Below are 13240 nucleotides of genomic sequence, written 5' to 3'. Positions count from 1 at the left end.
GCCCATATAAATTTTCAATTATTTAAATTAGATATTTTATTTTGTTTTTTTTTTACTTCTGCCTAAATTTGTCAAAAATAAATTAATGAATTATAAACTTGAGCTCAATACGCAAGAACCTAACTCTAATATTGTTTTCAATACAATCGTATTTGAGTCATTCAAGGTAAACGTAGTTGAAAGGTATGTCGGAAAGATGCGTTTCGCTCCAAAATTATGTCATGCTCTGTTTAAAATCAGAACTTTGGAGAATGAAATCATCGAAACAAGGGAAGGAAATGTAAGAGTAAAAATTAAAGATGATAATTTTGAAACTTACCAGAAATTGATAAATGTATTAAATTCTTACGATTATAAAAACAGACTGATCAATAGAAAAGATGCAGAACAAGACTACGTTCATTTCATTTTAGGTTTAGTTATCGCTAATTATGATCTTAATTAAATACTATTTTATTTCGTAACTAAAGATCAACTTTAACAAATTTATTCAGAAAGCACAAAATGATGAAATAATTTCATGTATCTTAAAAGCATGAAAAATATATTATTGATTTTTTCAGTTCTTGCCGGAATTTTTACTTATTCGCAGCAAAAACAAATACAACATCATTTTGTGCAAGTACGAGAAGAGATGGGCGATCTTAATAAAGATGGTTTGAGGGATAAAGTGACTGTCTCGATGGATACTATTGATGCTGAACAGCCTTTAAAACTGGAAATATTTTTCCTACAGCCGAATGGTAAATTTAAATTAATCATTTCTTCAACTGAAATAATGAATCCTCAATATCCGAATGGTAAATATGGCGGAGATCAAGTTCCGGATGTTTTTATTGAAGATGGTTATTTTACGCTCTATTCTGAAATTAAAGATGTTAAAAATCAATATAAATTTTTGTTCAATAACGGAAAATTTGACTTAATCAACCTCTCAAAAGTTAGTTGGGACGGCAAAAATACAACTACCGAAACTGAATTTGATCTTATAAAAGGGACAAGAACCGAAACAGCCCAATTATTAGGTTCAGATAAAATTATCAAGAAAAGCGAAAAGAAAATTATTCTAAAGCCGTTGCCTACAATTCAAACTCTCAGAAAATTTGATCATCAATTGGAGTAAAAACTGAATTGAATATTTAATTAAGCTTCAAAACTATTTAAAATTTCCATTTTAAAAGGTTGGATAATCGCAAAGGCGTAAATTATAACTAAAACACTGTTTTAAGACGCAAGGATTTTATCGTAGATAAAATCTATACTGTTCACACTTAACATTTGCTGAAAATCTTTGATTTTTTTTGCGCCTTAAAACAGTATAAAAATCAAAAACCTTTGTGCCTTTGCGATTTCCAACAAAAAAAAATCCTTTTTCATCTTCTCTCATACATTCTTTCTATCAAACTTCATTAAGTATTTCTACTTAAAGCTGTAATTCATTATTTCTACTCTACCACATTTTCCGTCTTCTTTGTTACTTTGAAATACACAGTAAAGACAACAATAATGTGCTTGAAAATCCCTGTACATAAGGATTAAAATTTAATCTTTCAAATATTGTATTCTTTACTTGTCTCAAAACAGCAGAAAACCTAAAAACAAATAACCATGAATACTGAAAACTACGACGTAATAGTTATTGGCGGAGGAGCAATTGGTCTGGCAACAGCATACCATCTCGGCAAACGCCAAGCAAAGACGTTAGTTCTTGAGCAGTTTACTTTTGTGAATCAACTTGGAAGTTCAGCAGGAGTATCGCGCCAATTCCGAATTCCATATCCTGAAGAATATATGGTACAGATGGCTTTAGATGCACAACCTTATTGGGATGAGCTAGAAAAAGAAACCAAAACATCCTTGCTTGATAAAGTGGGTACACTTTGGTTTGGAGATCCTGAAGTACATTCCACCGAAGGAAATATCGCTGAAGCTGAAAAAGCCCTCAAAGCTTTAAATGTTCCTTACACTACCCTAACCGCAAAGGAAATTGAAGATCAATATCATTTTAAAAATTTACCTGAAAATTATACCGGACTTTTTCAGCCGGATGGTGCCAGCATCAATTTTAAAGCAACAATTGAAACGCTTTTAAGTTTATGCAAAAAACAAGAAACTGTTGAGTTGAGAGAGGATTCGCCCGTTCTTGAAATCAAACAAAACGGTGAACTCTTTGAAATCACAACTCCTAACGGAATTTATATTGCTAAAAAGCTGGCGATTATTCCGGGGCCGTACATTAACAGTGTAATTAACTTATTAGATTTTAAAATAGAAGCCACGTATTGGAATATGTCTTCCGCTTATTTCAAAAAAACTGATCCTTCCATCCAATATCCAACATGGTTTGTTTTCCAGAATCCTGTAGGAAAAAATGGAAACGAATTTTATGGTTTCCCATCGGTTGAATGGGATCATCCGGAATATATTCGTGTGGCGCCGGATTTCGTTATCAATCCTTTAGAAGAGCCGAGTGACAGAACTTTAATTCCAAATCCACAAGAGCTTGCTTATACTTCGGAATGGATAAAAGAGCACATGGCAGGCCTAAGTACAGAACCTGAATATACCTCAACATGCCTTATTGCCCTGAGTACAATACCCAACAAAGAATTGTTGATTGATTTTGCACCAAAATACGTCCCCAACCATAAAAACATTGTGGTTTATGCCACAGGATGGGCAGCAAAGTTCACCCCATTTTTAGGAAAAATCATGTCTGATCTTGCCTTGGACGGACATACGGATTTCGATATTTCTCATTTCCAATTAGGACGCAAATTCTTTAAAGCCATTTAAAAGTATTACACCATGAATAAAAACACCCCATTAAATCCAGGAATGCATCCTGATTTAAAAATTGAAGTCGCTATTATCGGTGCCGGAACTTCCGGTTTATACACCGCTTACCGTTTAGTAACGGATAAAAAATATACTGCCGGCCAAGTACAAATTTTCGACATGAATAATAAGCTTGGCGGAAGATTAGAATCCGTAGTGATACCCGGAATGAATTTCTGGGGCGAATTGGGAGGTATGCGCTACCTGACTTCTCAGGAAATTGTAACGACATTAATTGAAGGCTACCCTCTTTCTGAAGCAAATCCAGACAAACGTATTCCCGTTCTGAAAGATAAAATGACTCCTGTTCCATTTCCGATGGGTGATCCTACCAAGCTATTAATGTATCTCAGAAAAGAACGTTTCAAACAAGATGCATGGGATGTAGCTCAGAAAGAAGGTAACAAACTCGAAACCAGATATTATCTGAATGATGATGATTATGGTTTCAGTTCAGATCAGCTTTTTAACAAAATCATTTATGATGTTTTAATGGCAGATTCTTGGGTTGCTAAAAAATACGGAGATAAGATCATCAAAGGAGATAATGTTTACGATTACAGTTTTAAATTAACAAGCAAAGACTGGGATGATATTAAACCTAAATTAGTCTATAATTTTCCTAATTCTCCTTACGATCAGCGTAAAGTGAATGATTTAGGTTTTTGGAACTTAATTAAAGATCAAATTTCACAGGAAGGATATGAATTTGTAGCCAACGCGGGCGGATATTATTCAAACACCATCAATTGGAACTCGGCAGAAGCGTTTCCTTATATGGTTGGGGATTTCTCTGCCGGAACTATTTACAAAACCATTGAAGAAGGATATGACAGCATTGCGTATGCAGTCGCCAATTCTTATATGGAGCATGATGGAGCCTGTATTTGGTCTGAAAATAAGCTGCTTACTTTCACAAAAGAGCATTCTTTAAAAAATACTCATAAATACAAACTGACTTTTCTTAATCTGAAAACCAACACGACATGGAATGTCTATGCAAACAAGCTGGTTCTTGCGATGCCTAGAAAATCTCTGGAGCTTTTGGATCAGAATAATTTCTTTTTTGATATTAATGAAAATTCAGTCATCAATAAAAATATCCGTTCGGTGATTATGGAGCCTGCCTTTAAAATATTAATGGGCTTCCAATATCCTTGGTGGAAAGAATTAAAAATTGATTCCGGACATTCTATCACCGATTTACCGATGAGACAATGTTATTATTTCGGTACAGATCCTGAAACCAATAACTCAATGCTGTTGGGAAGTTACGGAGATATGGAAACCGAAACTTTCTGGAAAGCACTGACCGATGACAAAATACTTTTTGAGGTAAAACCCGCTAAATCTGCATCATTGAAGGAACTTCATCAACTGGATGATGTTCAGGCTACCCAATTAATGGTGGATGAATTAATGAATCAGCTTAGAGAACTTCACGGTTCGGATATAACGATTCCGGATCCTTACGTAACCTATTTTAAAGACTGGACAGACGAACCTTTCGGCGCAGGATATCACGCGTGGAAAGCCGGATATTCAATTGAAAATGTGATGCCTTACATGAGAAAACCTGTTGCTGATGAGCAAATTCATATTATCGGAGAAGCCTATTCTGATCAACAAGGCTGGGTAGAAGGAGCTTTTTGTGAAGCAGAAAAAATGCTACAGGAACATTTTGGAATGCATCGTCCGATTTGGCTGAGCCCTGATTATTATTTAGGATGGTAGATCAAAAAGATAAAAAGTAATAAATAAATCCAGTTCATAATTAAATATGAGCTGGATTTTGTTTAAAAATATCTGTTCTTTACCAGCTAACAGAAATCATTAGACATTCCATTTAAGTTTTCTGCATTATCGTCATAAAAAATTATGATGTTTCCAGAACAATATCTAATAAAAACGTCTTCAGAATTTTATCTGAAGAGGAATTTTTCTCAAATTATGAGTTTTATCCGTCTGTGCCTTCTGTTCGATTCGAGATAACTGATTTTCAAAGGTATAAATATAATTATGATGAACTTTTTATATAAAAAATCTTGAATTATAGAATTAAATATATCAATCCTATTATTTGGCCTTATATCTGAATATCCAGAATAAGGTATTACGACATATGATATCTCAATAGTATTTTGTTAATATTTGTGTTAATATAAATATTCTCTAATAAATCTTCATCTCTAATTAAATAATTGTATAAATTAGCACCTTTTTTGAATAACAAATAAATAGAATTCGTATAAAGTTAAATTACATGACAAGTAAAATAATTGGTGTTGGAAATTATATACCCTTAGAGGTTATTGATAATTTATTTTTTAATGAAAATCTTTTTTTTGATGAAAATGGTAAGAAATTGGAGCAAAATAATGCAATAATTGCCGAGAAACTAAAAGAGATTACGGGTATAGAAGAAAGACGGTATGCATCTAAGGAATTAGTTACTTCAGATTTAGGTCTTATTGCAGCAAAAGCCGCCATAAAAAGTTCTATGATCAATCCTGAAACATTAGATTATATAATATTTGCTCATAATTTTGGCGACGTTCCTTACGGTGAAACTCAATCTGATGCTGTTCCCAGTTTAGCATCAAGGGTTAAACATCAATTAGGGATTAAAAATAATTACTGTGTTGCTTATGATGTGATATTTGGATGTCCGGGATGGATTGAAGGGGTAATACAAGCCAATGCGTTTATTAAAGCCGGTATTGCTAAAACCTGTTTGGTTATAGGAGCGGAAACTTTATCTCGAGTTTCGGATATTCATGATCGAGACAGCATGATTTATGCAGATGGAGCTGGCGCAGTAGTGCTTCAGGAGGCGGAGGGTGATTCCGGTATAAAATCACATGTTTCGGCTTCTCACACTTTCAAAGAGAAGGATTATCTTAATTTTGGGAGATCCTATAATTTGGGAAATTCATCAGATACGAAATTCATTAAGATGACCGGAAGAAAAATATATGAATTTGCTCTTTTGCACGTACCGGAAGCCATGAAAAAATGTCTTGACGAAAGTGGATATAAGATAAACGAATTGAGTAAAATAATTATTCATCAGGCTAATGAGAAAATGGATGAAGAAATTGTAAAGCGTTTTTACAAATTATATGACACCCCAGTCCCAAAAGATATTATGCCTATGATAATAAGTAAATTTGGAAACAGCAGTGTTGCAACAGTACCAACGCTACTTTCAATGATTTTGAATAACGAACTTCAGGATCACAATATAAAGGAGAATGATATCGTGCTATTTGCTTCTGTCGGCGCAGGAATGAATATAAATGCTTTAGTATATAAATTTTAATATAGAATTTATATTAAATAACAAAAAAAATAGCAGAGAACATTAATAGTTCTCTGCTAATTATTAGTATATTGAAAAAGAAGCTTTCAAACTTCCTTTTTAATTTAAGCTATTTTTACGTTAATTGCGTTAACGCCTTTTGCTCCGTTTTGTACATCAAATGTTACGACATCGTTTTCACGAATATCATTTACTAAACCTGAAGTATGTACGAAAACATCTGGCCCTCCATTTGAAGGTGTAATAAAACCAAATCCTTTGGCATCGTTAAAGAATTTTACTGTTCCTTGTTGCATTGTATTGTATTATAAAATTGTTGTATTTACTGATAAATTGTTTTGGCTGTTGCCATTACTGTGATGATAGTGAAACCAAAACAGTTTTTTTAATTTAAGCTATTTTTACGTTAATTGCGTTAACGCCTTTTGCTCCGTTTTGTACGTCAAATGTTACAACATCGTTTTCACGAATGTCATTTACTAAACCTGAAGTATGTACGAAAACATCTGGACCTCCATTTGAAGGTGTAATAAAACCAAATCCTTTGGCATCGTTAAAGAATTTTACTGTTCCTTGTTGCATTGTATTGTATTATAAAATTGTTGTATTTACTGATAAATTGTTTTGGCTGTTGCCATTACTGTGATGGTAGTGAAACCAAAACAGTTTTTTAATTTAAGCTATTTTTACGTTAACTGCGTTAACGCCTTTTGCTCCGTTTTGTACGTCAAATGTTACGACATCGTTTTCACGAATATCATTTACTAAACCTGAAGTATGTACGAAAACATCTGGACCTCCATTTGAAGGTGTAATAAAACCAAATCCTTTGGTATTGTTAAAGAATTTTACTGTTCCTTGTTGCATTGTATTGTATTATAAATTGTTGTATTCACTGATAAATTATTTTTGGCTATTGCCATTACGGTATTGATGATTACATCAAAACAGTAATAAATCGATTTGTAAGCAAGAAATGATGTTGGTATTTTTTAGAATCTTGAAAGTTTCAAGATGAAATGGTACTGCATCTGTTAAATTGATGACAAAAATGTAGCGGCTGAAAAAGCGAAGACTGATAAGGAATTGTAAATTCAAAAATTCAGAATAAGCATCGGCAGTAGCCTGATTATTTTACAAATGTACACATAATTTATTGAAAACAAGCATTTTTCTTTTTTTTATTTTTTTTGTGACAAAAATTAACATGAGTATGATAAATGAAATTGGTTATGTAAATCTCTAATTTTAACTTTTTCCACTCCACAAGAGGTTCAAATATTGAATAAGTCTTATTAACGTTACTACAAAATATCTTCCATCTAAACTTTTGAGAAATTCGGTTACTTGATTTTACATGTATGGTAAACGAATTTGCTCCATCCGTTTTACACGTAAATGATTATGTTTGTTTTGTATAAAAAAGAAAAACCTTGTTAATAATATGATTAACAAGGTTTAATTTAAATTTAGTTTCTCAACCAGCGGAGAGAGAGGGATTCGAACCCCCGGACCTGTTACAGTCAATAGTTTTCAAGACTATCGCAATCGACCACTCTGCCATCTCTCCTTAAACTCCGATTATATCGTTGTTTTCAGTGGTGCAAATATAGAACGTTTTTCAATTCTGTCAAAACATTTTCGAAAAAAAATTATTCAAAAAACAATAATCACCTAGAAATCAACTTAATTATTTTTCATAAACGTCGACTACTACAGTGAAGTTTGAATTTTCATTCCTAAAATTACAGCTCCAAATCCTAAAATCAGGCTTAACAAAACATATAAAGATAAAATTCCGTACTGCTGATTTTGCCACAAAGTATAATTTTCTACAGAGAAAGTAGAAAAAGTAGTATACCCCCCGCAAAGTCCTGTAATTAAAAGAAATTTTAATGAATTGTCATTCTTCACAAAATAAGAAGTCAGAAAACCAATAAGAAGACAACCTGTAATATTCACCAAAAAAGTGCCCATCGGAAATGAATTAACATTCCAAAGCTTTTGGGTATAGCTTGATATCAGATATCTTAAAATACTTCCTAAACCACCACCAATAAATATGTAGAAAAGATTTCTCATCGTAAAAAACAAACGCACCAAAAAGGTGCGTTTTATATTTTAAAGTTACTATTAATGTAGTTCTGCTAAATATTTTTCAGCATCCATTGCAGACATACATCCGCTTCCGGCAGCTGTAATCGCTTGTCTGTAGATATGATCCTGAACATCTCCCGCTGCAAAAACTCCAGGAAGATTGGTTCTTGTAGAACCTTTTTCAGTTACGATATATCCGTTTTCATCAAGATCAATTTGTCCTGCAAAAATATCGGTATTCGGTTTGTGACCGATCGCAATAAAAATTCCGTGAACATCAATTGTAGATTTCTCCTGAGTTTGGTTGTTGATAGCAACTGCTCTTTCTACCAGATTATTTTCACCTTCAATACCAATTAATTCATGGAAAAACTTCACTTCAATATTTGGTGTATTCTGAACTCTGTGGATCATTGCTTTTGACGCTCTGAACTCCCCTTTTCTCACCAACATCGTTACTTTATTTACCAACTTTGCAAGATAAGTAGCTTCTTCAGCTGCAGTATCACCTGCTCCTACTACCACAACATCTTTTCCTTTGTAGAAAAATCCATCACATGTAGCACACGCTGAAACTCCTCCTCCATTGTACTTTTTCTCGTCATCAAGACCTAAATATTTTGCAGTTGCTCCTGTTGAAATAATCACTGTTTTAGCGAAAATTTCTTTGGTTCCGGCATATAATTTATGAACTCCTCCAACTTCTTTAGAGAATTCAACTTTAGTGATCATTTCGTAATGAACTTTAGTATCAAATCTTTCTGCCTGTTTTTGCAAATCCATCATCATTTCCGGTCCTGTAATCCCTGCCGGATATCCTGGAAAGTTGTCAACTTCTGTAGTTGTTGTTAATTGTCCGCCTGGCTCCAAACCTGTGTATAATTCAGGTTTTAAGTCTGCTCTTGCTGCATAAATTGCCGCTGTGAAACCAGAAGGTCCAGATCCAACGATCACACAATCTAAAATGTTTTGCTCCATAATTTGCTTTTCAAAAGATTTAAAAATTTCCGACTGCTAATTTCGGAATTTTTAATATGTAATTAAAGTTATTTTAATGATACTTGTCAATATTTAATATGTCGAATTTCGATAGTTAATGGTTGATCGTTTTTGATTGACAGATTTTAATACCCATCAACTGAAAACTAACAACAAGCAACAAAATCAAACTTTCATCTTAATCTTATCAACATTGATAATCTTGTAAACCAATTCTTTGATTAATTCTGCTTCACTCATATTTACAGCTCCAAGACCTTTCCCTTTCATATCAAATTCTCTCAAAATTGAGATCACTCTTGTGGCATGCTTTAGAGGATATAATCTTGCGCTTTCGGCATAATCTTTAACAAAATAAGGATTAATTCCCATCTGCGAAGCGATAACCTGGGGTGGCTGACCAGCCATCGTATTGTAAATGATAACATTGGAAAAGTAACTGTACAAATTCGCCAACATCATTACAAAAGGGTTGTTTTTGGGATTCTTACCCATAAAATGAGCAATTTTAAAAGCCGCATTGGCATTTTTTGTTCCTAAAGCTTTCTGTAATTCGAAAACATTGTATTCTTTACTGATCCCGATGTGATTTTCGATGATTGTCCCGTCAAGAACTTCTCCTTCTTTAAGGATTATTTTTAATTTATTCAATTCATTGGCAATTCTGGAAAGATCGTTTCCAAGGTATTCAGCCAAAAGATTTGAAATATTCGGGGCTGTTTTTATTTTTAATTTAAGACATTCGTCAGCGATCCATTTCGGAAGATTATTTTCTCTGATAGATTCGCTCAGAAAAAGAGCTTTTGCTTTGTCTAAAGATTTCGTAACTTTTTTTCGACTGTCTAACTTCTTGTGTTTGTGGGCAAAAACCAAAACGGTAGACGGAACAGGATTTTCAACATAAGCTTCTAAGGCTCTGCCTTCTTCTTCATTCAGCTTTAAATCCTGCGCTTCTTTTACGATAATTACCTGCTTATCTCCCATCATCGGAAACTGCCTTGCTAACGAAAGAATTTCCTGATAAGTCGTATCTTTTCCGTAAGTAACAGTTTGGTTGAAAGCCTTTTCATCTTCTTCCAAAAAGTCGTGCTCAAGAGCTTTTACTGCTAAATCAATAAAATAAGGTTCATCTCCGTGGAAAAAATAAATAGGTAAAACTTCTTTATTTTTAATATTTTTGAGGATTAAATCTAATTCTTTCATCTTACTATAATGGAACTCCCAAAACTGAATTTTCAGGAAACTTTTGATTTTAAATTCAAGAAAGACAAAGATAAGTTTTTTATTTATGATGTAGTTCGTAAAACTTACCTTTTGCTCACCCCCGAAGAATGGGTGCGCCAGCATTGGATACATTATTATCTTACCATAAAATCCTATTCTGTATCAGCACTAATTACTGAAAAAAAGATTGTTTTAAATGGTTTGACAAAGAGAATTGACCTTTTGGTTACCGAAAAATCACAGCCAAAAATCCTGATCGAATGCAAAGCTCCATCTATTAAATTAACGGAAAAAACATTTGAGCAAACAGCGAGATATAACTCCATTATCAGAGCAAAAGAAATTGTTTTGACGAATGGTTTGCAGCATATTAATGCGTATTACGAAAACGGAGAGTATCAATTTTATAAAGCTTAATACTTTATAACGTTTTATTAATCCTTCTTGTAAGTTATTTTTCTTAATTTAGATGAGGATTTCGTCATTGCGAGGAGCGAAGCGACGAAGCAATCTCTAAGAGAAATTTTACATCAACTCACAGTTTGTCATTCCGTAGGAATCTAGGCTTATTTTGTAAAGTTTAAATCTAAAATGTTTCGCTATTTTATTCCTCGCAATAGCCTCTATATTCATCTCTAATACTATTGTTCAGATTCCTACGGAATGACAAACAAGACGTTATATATAAAAACAAAAGTATTGATTTGATTGTGAAAATTTAAAAAACCGACAAATACCCTAGCCCCGATTGCAGAGAAAATCCTTTTTTGAAAAAAAAGATTGTAACGGAAAGCGGGATTAAGCTCCTAAAAAAATAAATTACAAAATATGATACGTTCAATCTTACTAACAGCTTCTCTAATGGCTTCAGGAACAATTTTCAGTCAGAATCTTAAAACGGTTTCTTATCAGGATGGTGCACAAAAACTGAATGGTTTGGTGACTTCCAATGCCGGAAAAAAACTTCCCGGAGTTCTAATTCTTCCAGCTTGGAAAGGAATTGATGATGAAGCAAAAATTGCTGCCGCTGAACTAGAAAAACAGGGCTATATTGCTTTTGTTGCCGATATTTATGGAGAAGGAAATATTCCGATGGACGGTGATTCTGCTGCAAAAACTTCAGGATATTACAAAAAGAATTATGATGCTTATCAGAAAAGAATTTCTTTGGCTTTAGAACAATTAAAGAAAAACGGAGCTATTTCCGATAAAATTGCCGTGATCGGATATTGTTTTGGAGGAACGGGAGCTCTAGAATCTGCGAGAGGAAGTCTTCCTGTTGTGGGCGTTGTTTCTATCCACGGAAGTATTGGAAAAGATCAAGCAAGAAAAAACGGAGCGATCTCTACTAAAATTTTAGTTGAAAATCCTGCAGATGATAAAGGTGTAACTCCGGAAGATTATAATAATTTGGTTAAAGAAATGAATGAAGGAAATGCGGATTGGCAAATCATCACTTATGCGCATTCAAAACATACTTTTACTGATCCAAAATCACCTGATTATAATGAATTGATGGCCAAAAGAGCTTGGAATCACACGTTGATGTTTTTAAAAGAAATCTTGAAGTAATTCAACTACAATAAATTAAAAACAACCTCAACCATCGAGGTTGTTTCTATTTATAAATCACTGATTTTATTACAATTAGAACACCACCAGTATTCTGTTTCTTTATCTTTCAACTTCGTTTTTGTTCTCTTCTCACAATTTTCACAGATACATTCATCAATCTTATTTTCCTTTGCTTCATAATCGCAATTAAAACAACTCCAACTTGTTAAATGAGACTTTCCGTTGATAAACCAAGTGAAAGAATTTTCTTTACACTTTGGACAAATTTGTAATGCCATATTTAAATTATTTCTTCCTCTCTATTCACCAAATCCATTGAAAAAGCAGGAAGACAAATTGCAACATATTCACAAGGTTCAGCGAACGGATTGCTGTAACGAACTCTTGCTCCTTTTTCAACCAAAATGCTTTGTCCTTTTTCTAAAATAACAATTTCTCCATCGATTTCGAATTGTTTTTTACCTGAAATAATTAAGGTATATTCATCAAATTGAGGAGTCTGGTGCGGTTCATTCCAATCTGGTGGAGCGACCATGTGAGCAATTGAAATATTTGAATTTTGGGTAGAATTTCCCCAATGTTCTTCAATTAATTTTCTGTCTGTGGTAGGAACTACAAACGGTGATTTTTGGATTTTAAATTTTTTCATGACCAATTTTCTTTTTTGATTTCGTAGACAAAATTAGTTCTTGTCGGCTCTCCGAAATAAGCGACTTCTTCTTCGGCAATTTTCTCACCGCCAAGTCTTTCCAAAGCAATCTGTGAACGGAAATTTTCTTTACCAATATGGAAGAAAGCGCTATCCACAAACTGGAAAATATAATCCAGCATCAATTTCTTGATCTGCGGATTAATGCCTTTCCCCCAACATTTTGTGCCGTAAAAAGTATAGCCAATGAAAATTCCGTTTTTATTTTCATCAAAATCATAAAAACGTGTACTTCCCAAAACATCTCCGGAACTTTTATCTATAATTTTAAAAGCTCCTTTGCTTTCCATAGCACCTTTGAAAAAATTTTCAAAAACTTCTCTTTGGTAGCGGTCTTTATTGGGATGCTGTTCCCAAACTTTAGGATCTGAAGCCACTTCATATAAAGACTCAAAATCCCCTTGCTGTAAGGGGATTAATTGATATTCCTGATTTTCTAAAATAGGTTGAATAGAAAAATTCATCTGTAAATATTA

15 protein-coding genes and 1 tRNA gene are annotated in these 13240 nt (G+C 33.4%); 7 read left to right on the top strand and 9 right to left on the bottom strand.

Going from position 1 to position 13240, the window contains the following annotated elements; translation table 11 throughout:
• The first annotated feature begins 85 nt into the window (after nucleotides 1-85).
• The 5 genes from EG348_RS16185 (at nucleotide 86) to EG348_RS16165 (ending at nucleotide 6160) form a co-directional block, all read left to right on the top strand.
• Nucleotides 86-445 carry a prevent-host-death protein gene (locus EG348_RS16185; RefSeq protein ID WP_123984021.1) on the top strand — a complete coding sequence of 120 codons (360 nt, stop codon included), beginning with the start codon at nucleotides 86-88 and terminating at the stop codon, nucleotides 443-445.
• A 90-nt stretch (nucleotides 446-535) separates the two neighbouring features.
• Nucleotides 536-1123 (top strand): hypothetical protein, encoded by a 588-nt coding sequence (locus EG348_RS16180; RefSeq protein ID WP_123984020.1) that lies wholly within the window; start codon nucleotides 536-538, stop codon nucleotides 1121-1123.
• Between the two features lie 485 nt (nucleotides 1124-1608).
• Complete coding sequence (locus tag EG348_RS16175; protein WP_123984019.1) at nucleotides 1609-2796, top strand: FAD-dependent oxidoreductase; 1188 nt, start codon at nucleotides 1609-1611, stop codon at nucleotides 2794-2796.
• 12 nt (nucleotides 2797-2808) lie between these two features.
• Nucleotides 2809-4572 carry a flavin monoamine oxidase family protein gene (locus EG348_RS16170; RefSeq protein ID WP_123984018.1) on the top strand — a complete coding sequence of 588 codons (1764 nt, stop codon included), beginning with the start codon at nucleotides 2809-2811 and terminating at the stop codon, nucleotides 4570-4572.
• Nucleotides 4573-5101: 529 nt separating this feature from the next.
• A complete protein-coding gene (locus tag EG348_RS16165) occupies nucleotides 5102-6160 on the top strand; it encodes a 3-oxoacyl-ACP synthase III family protein (protein ID WP_123984017.1) in 1059 nt (352 codons plus the stop codon).
• Between the two features lie 104 nt (nucleotides 6161-6264).
• Here the strand turns inward: EG348_RS16165 and EG348_RS16160 are convergent, their stop codons facing one another.
• The 7 genes from EG348_RS16160 to holA all read right to left on the bottom strand — a co-directional run bounded on the left by EG348_RS16160 (nucleotide 6265) and on the right by holA (nucleotide 10459).
• Nucleotides 6265-6456 (bottom strand): cold-shock protein, encoded by a 192-nt coding sequence (locus EG348_RS16160; RefSeq protein ID WP_123984016.1) that lies wholly within the window; start codon nucleotides 6454-6456, stop codon nucleotides 6265-6267.
• 94 nt (nucleotides 6457-6550) lie between these two features.
• The gene (locus EG348_RS16155) at nucleotides 6551-6742 is read right to left on the bottom strand and encodes a cold-shock protein (protein WP_123984016.1); all 192 of its coding nucleotides are present in this window, start codon (nucleotides 6740-6742) and stop codon (nucleotides 6551-6553) included.
• 93 nt (nucleotides 6743-6835) lie between these two features.
• Nucleotides 6836-7027, bottom strand: a complete 192-nt coding sequence (locus tag EG348_RS16150; RefSeq protein ID WP_123984015.1) for a cold-shock protein — start codon at nucleotides 7025-7027, stop codon at nucleotides 6836-6838.
• Between the two features lie 618 nt (nucleotides 7028-7645).
• A tRNA-Ser gene (locus tag EG348_RS16145) sits at nucleotides 7646-7730 on the bottom strand.
• A gap of 143 nt (nucleotides 7731-7873) precedes the next feature.
• Nucleotides 7874-8260: a fluoride efflux transporter CrcB gene (crcB, locus tag EG348_RS16140; protein WP_228414764.1), complete on the bottom strand. Its 387-nt coding sequence runs from the start codon at nucleotides 8258-8260 to the stop codon at nucleotides 7874-7876.
• Nucleotides 8261-8293: 33 nt separating this feature from the next.
• The gene (trxB, locus tag EG348_RS16135) at nucleotides 8294-9235 is read right to left on the bottom strand and encodes a thioredoxin-disulfide reductase (protein ID WP_123984014.1); all 942 of its coding nucleotides are present in this window, start codon (nucleotides 9233-9235) and stop codon (nucleotides 8294-8296) included.
• A 186-nt stretch (nucleotides 9236-9421) separates the two neighbouring features.
• Nucleotides 9422-10459, bottom strand: coding sequence for a DNA polymerase III subunit delta (gene holA / locus EG348_RS16130; protein ID WP_123984013.1), 1038 nt, complete (start codon nucleotides 10457-10459; stop codon nucleotides 9422-9424).
• A 9-nt stretch (nucleotides 10460-10468) separates the two neighbouring features.
• On the opposite strand from holA, the gene EG348_RS16125 reads away from it, so the two are divergent.
• Both EG348_RS16125 and EG348_RS16120 read left to right on the top strand, forming a co-directional pair.
• The gene (locus EG348_RS16125) at nucleotides 10469-10897 is read left to right on the top strand and encodes a type I restriction enzyme HsdR N-terminal domain-containing protein (RefSeq protein WP_123984012.1); all 429 of its coding nucleotides are present in this window, start codon (nucleotides 10469-10471) and stop codon (nucleotides 10895-10897) included.
• A gap of 411 nt (nucleotides 10898-11308) precedes the next feature.
• Nucleotides 11309-12052, top strand: a complete 744-nt coding sequence (locus tag EG348_RS16120; protein WP_123984011.1) for a dienelactone hydrolase family protein — start codon at nucleotides 11309-11311, stop codon at nucleotides 12050-12052.
• 283 nt (nucleotides 12053-12335) lie between these two features.
• On the opposite strand, the gene EG348_RS16115 is transcribed toward EG348_RS16120, so the two are convergent.
• Together EG348_RS16115 and EG348_RS16110 are read right to left on the bottom strand one after the other, a co-directional pair.
• Nucleotides 12336-12704 carry a cupin domain-containing protein gene (locus tag EG348_RS16115; protein WP_123984010.1) on the bottom strand — a complete coding sequence of 123 codons (369 nt, stop codon included), beginning with the start codon at nucleotides 12702-12704 and terminating at the stop codon, nucleotides 12336-12338.
• Nucleotides 12701-13228 (bottom strand): GNAT family N-acetyltransferase, encoded by a 528-nt coding sequence (locus tag EG348_RS16110; protein ID WP_123984009.1) that lies wholly within the window; start codon nucleotides 13226-13228, stop codon nucleotides 12701-12703. Before EG348_RS16110 ends, EG348_RS16115 begins: the two co-directional genes overlap by 4 nt.
• Nucleotides 13229-13240: the final 12 nt, after the last annotated feature.

This window comes from Chryseobacterium sp. G0201 (genome assembly GCF_003815655.1).
Lineage (GTDB): Bacteria > Bacteroidota > Bacteroidia > Flavobacteriales > Weeksellaceae > Chryseobacterium.
The sequence above is the reverse complement of the archived record's forward strand: the minus strand, read 5'-3'. Positions and strand labels throughout refer to the sequence as shown.

Excerpts from the sequence above, each read along its gene's own strand:
- EG348_RS16185 (WP_123984021.1), top strand. The coding sequence starts at position 86 with ATGAATTATAAACTTGAGCTCAATACGCAAGAACCTAACTCTAATATT.
- EG348_RS16180 (WP_123984020.1), top strand. The coding sequence starts at position 536 with ATGAAAAATATATTATTGATTTTTTCAGTTCTTGCCGGAATTTTTACT.
- EG348_RS16175 (WP_123984019.1), top strand. The coding sequence starts at position 1,609 with ATGAATACTGAAAACTACGACGTAATAGTTATTGGCGGAGGAGCAATT.
- EG348_RS16170 (WP_123984018.1), top strand. The coding sequence starts at position 2,809 with ATGAATAAAAACACCCCATTAAATCCAGGAATGCATCCTGATTTAAAA.
- EG348_RS16165 (WP_123984017.1), top strand. The coding sequence starts at position 5,102 with ATGACAAGTAAAATAATTGGTGTTGGAAATTATATACCCTTAGAGGTT.
- EG348_RS16160 (WP_123984016.1), bottom strand. The coding sequence starts at position 6,456 with ATGCAACAAGGAACAGTAAAATTCTTTAACGATGCCAAAGGATTTGGT.
- EG348_RS16155 (WP_123984016.1), bottom strand. The coding sequence starts at position 6,742 with ATGCAACAAGGAACAGTAAAATTCTTTAACGATGCCAAAGGATTTGGT.
- EG348_RS16150 (WP_123984015.1), bottom strand. The coding sequence starts at position 7,027 with ATGCAACAAGGAACAGTAAAATTCTTTAACAATACCAAAGGATTTGGT.
- trxB (WP_123984014.1), bottom strand. The coding sequence starts at position 9,235 with ATGGAGCAAAACATTTTAGATTGTGTGATCGTTGGATCTGGACCTTCT.
- holA (WP_123984013.1), bottom strand. The coding sequence starts at position 10,459 with ATGAAAGAATTAGATTTAATCCTCAAAAATATTAAAAATAAAGAAGTT.
- EG348_RS16125 (WP_123984012.1), top strand. The coding sequence starts at position 10,469 with ATGGAACTCCCAAAACTGAATTTTCAGGAAACTTTTGATTTTAAATTC.
- EG348_RS16120 (WP_123984011.1), top strand. The coding sequence starts at position 11,309 with ATGATACGTTCAATCTTACTAACAGCTTCTCTAATGGCTTCAGGAACA.
- EG348_RS16115 (WP_123984010.1), bottom strand. The coding sequence starts at position 12,704 with ATGAAAAAATTTAAAATCCAAAAATCACCGTTTGTAGTTCCTACCACA.
- EG348_RS16110 (WP_123984009.1), bottom strand. The coding sequence starts at position 13,228 with ATGAATTTTTCTATTCAACCTATTTTAGAAAATCAGGAATATCAATTA.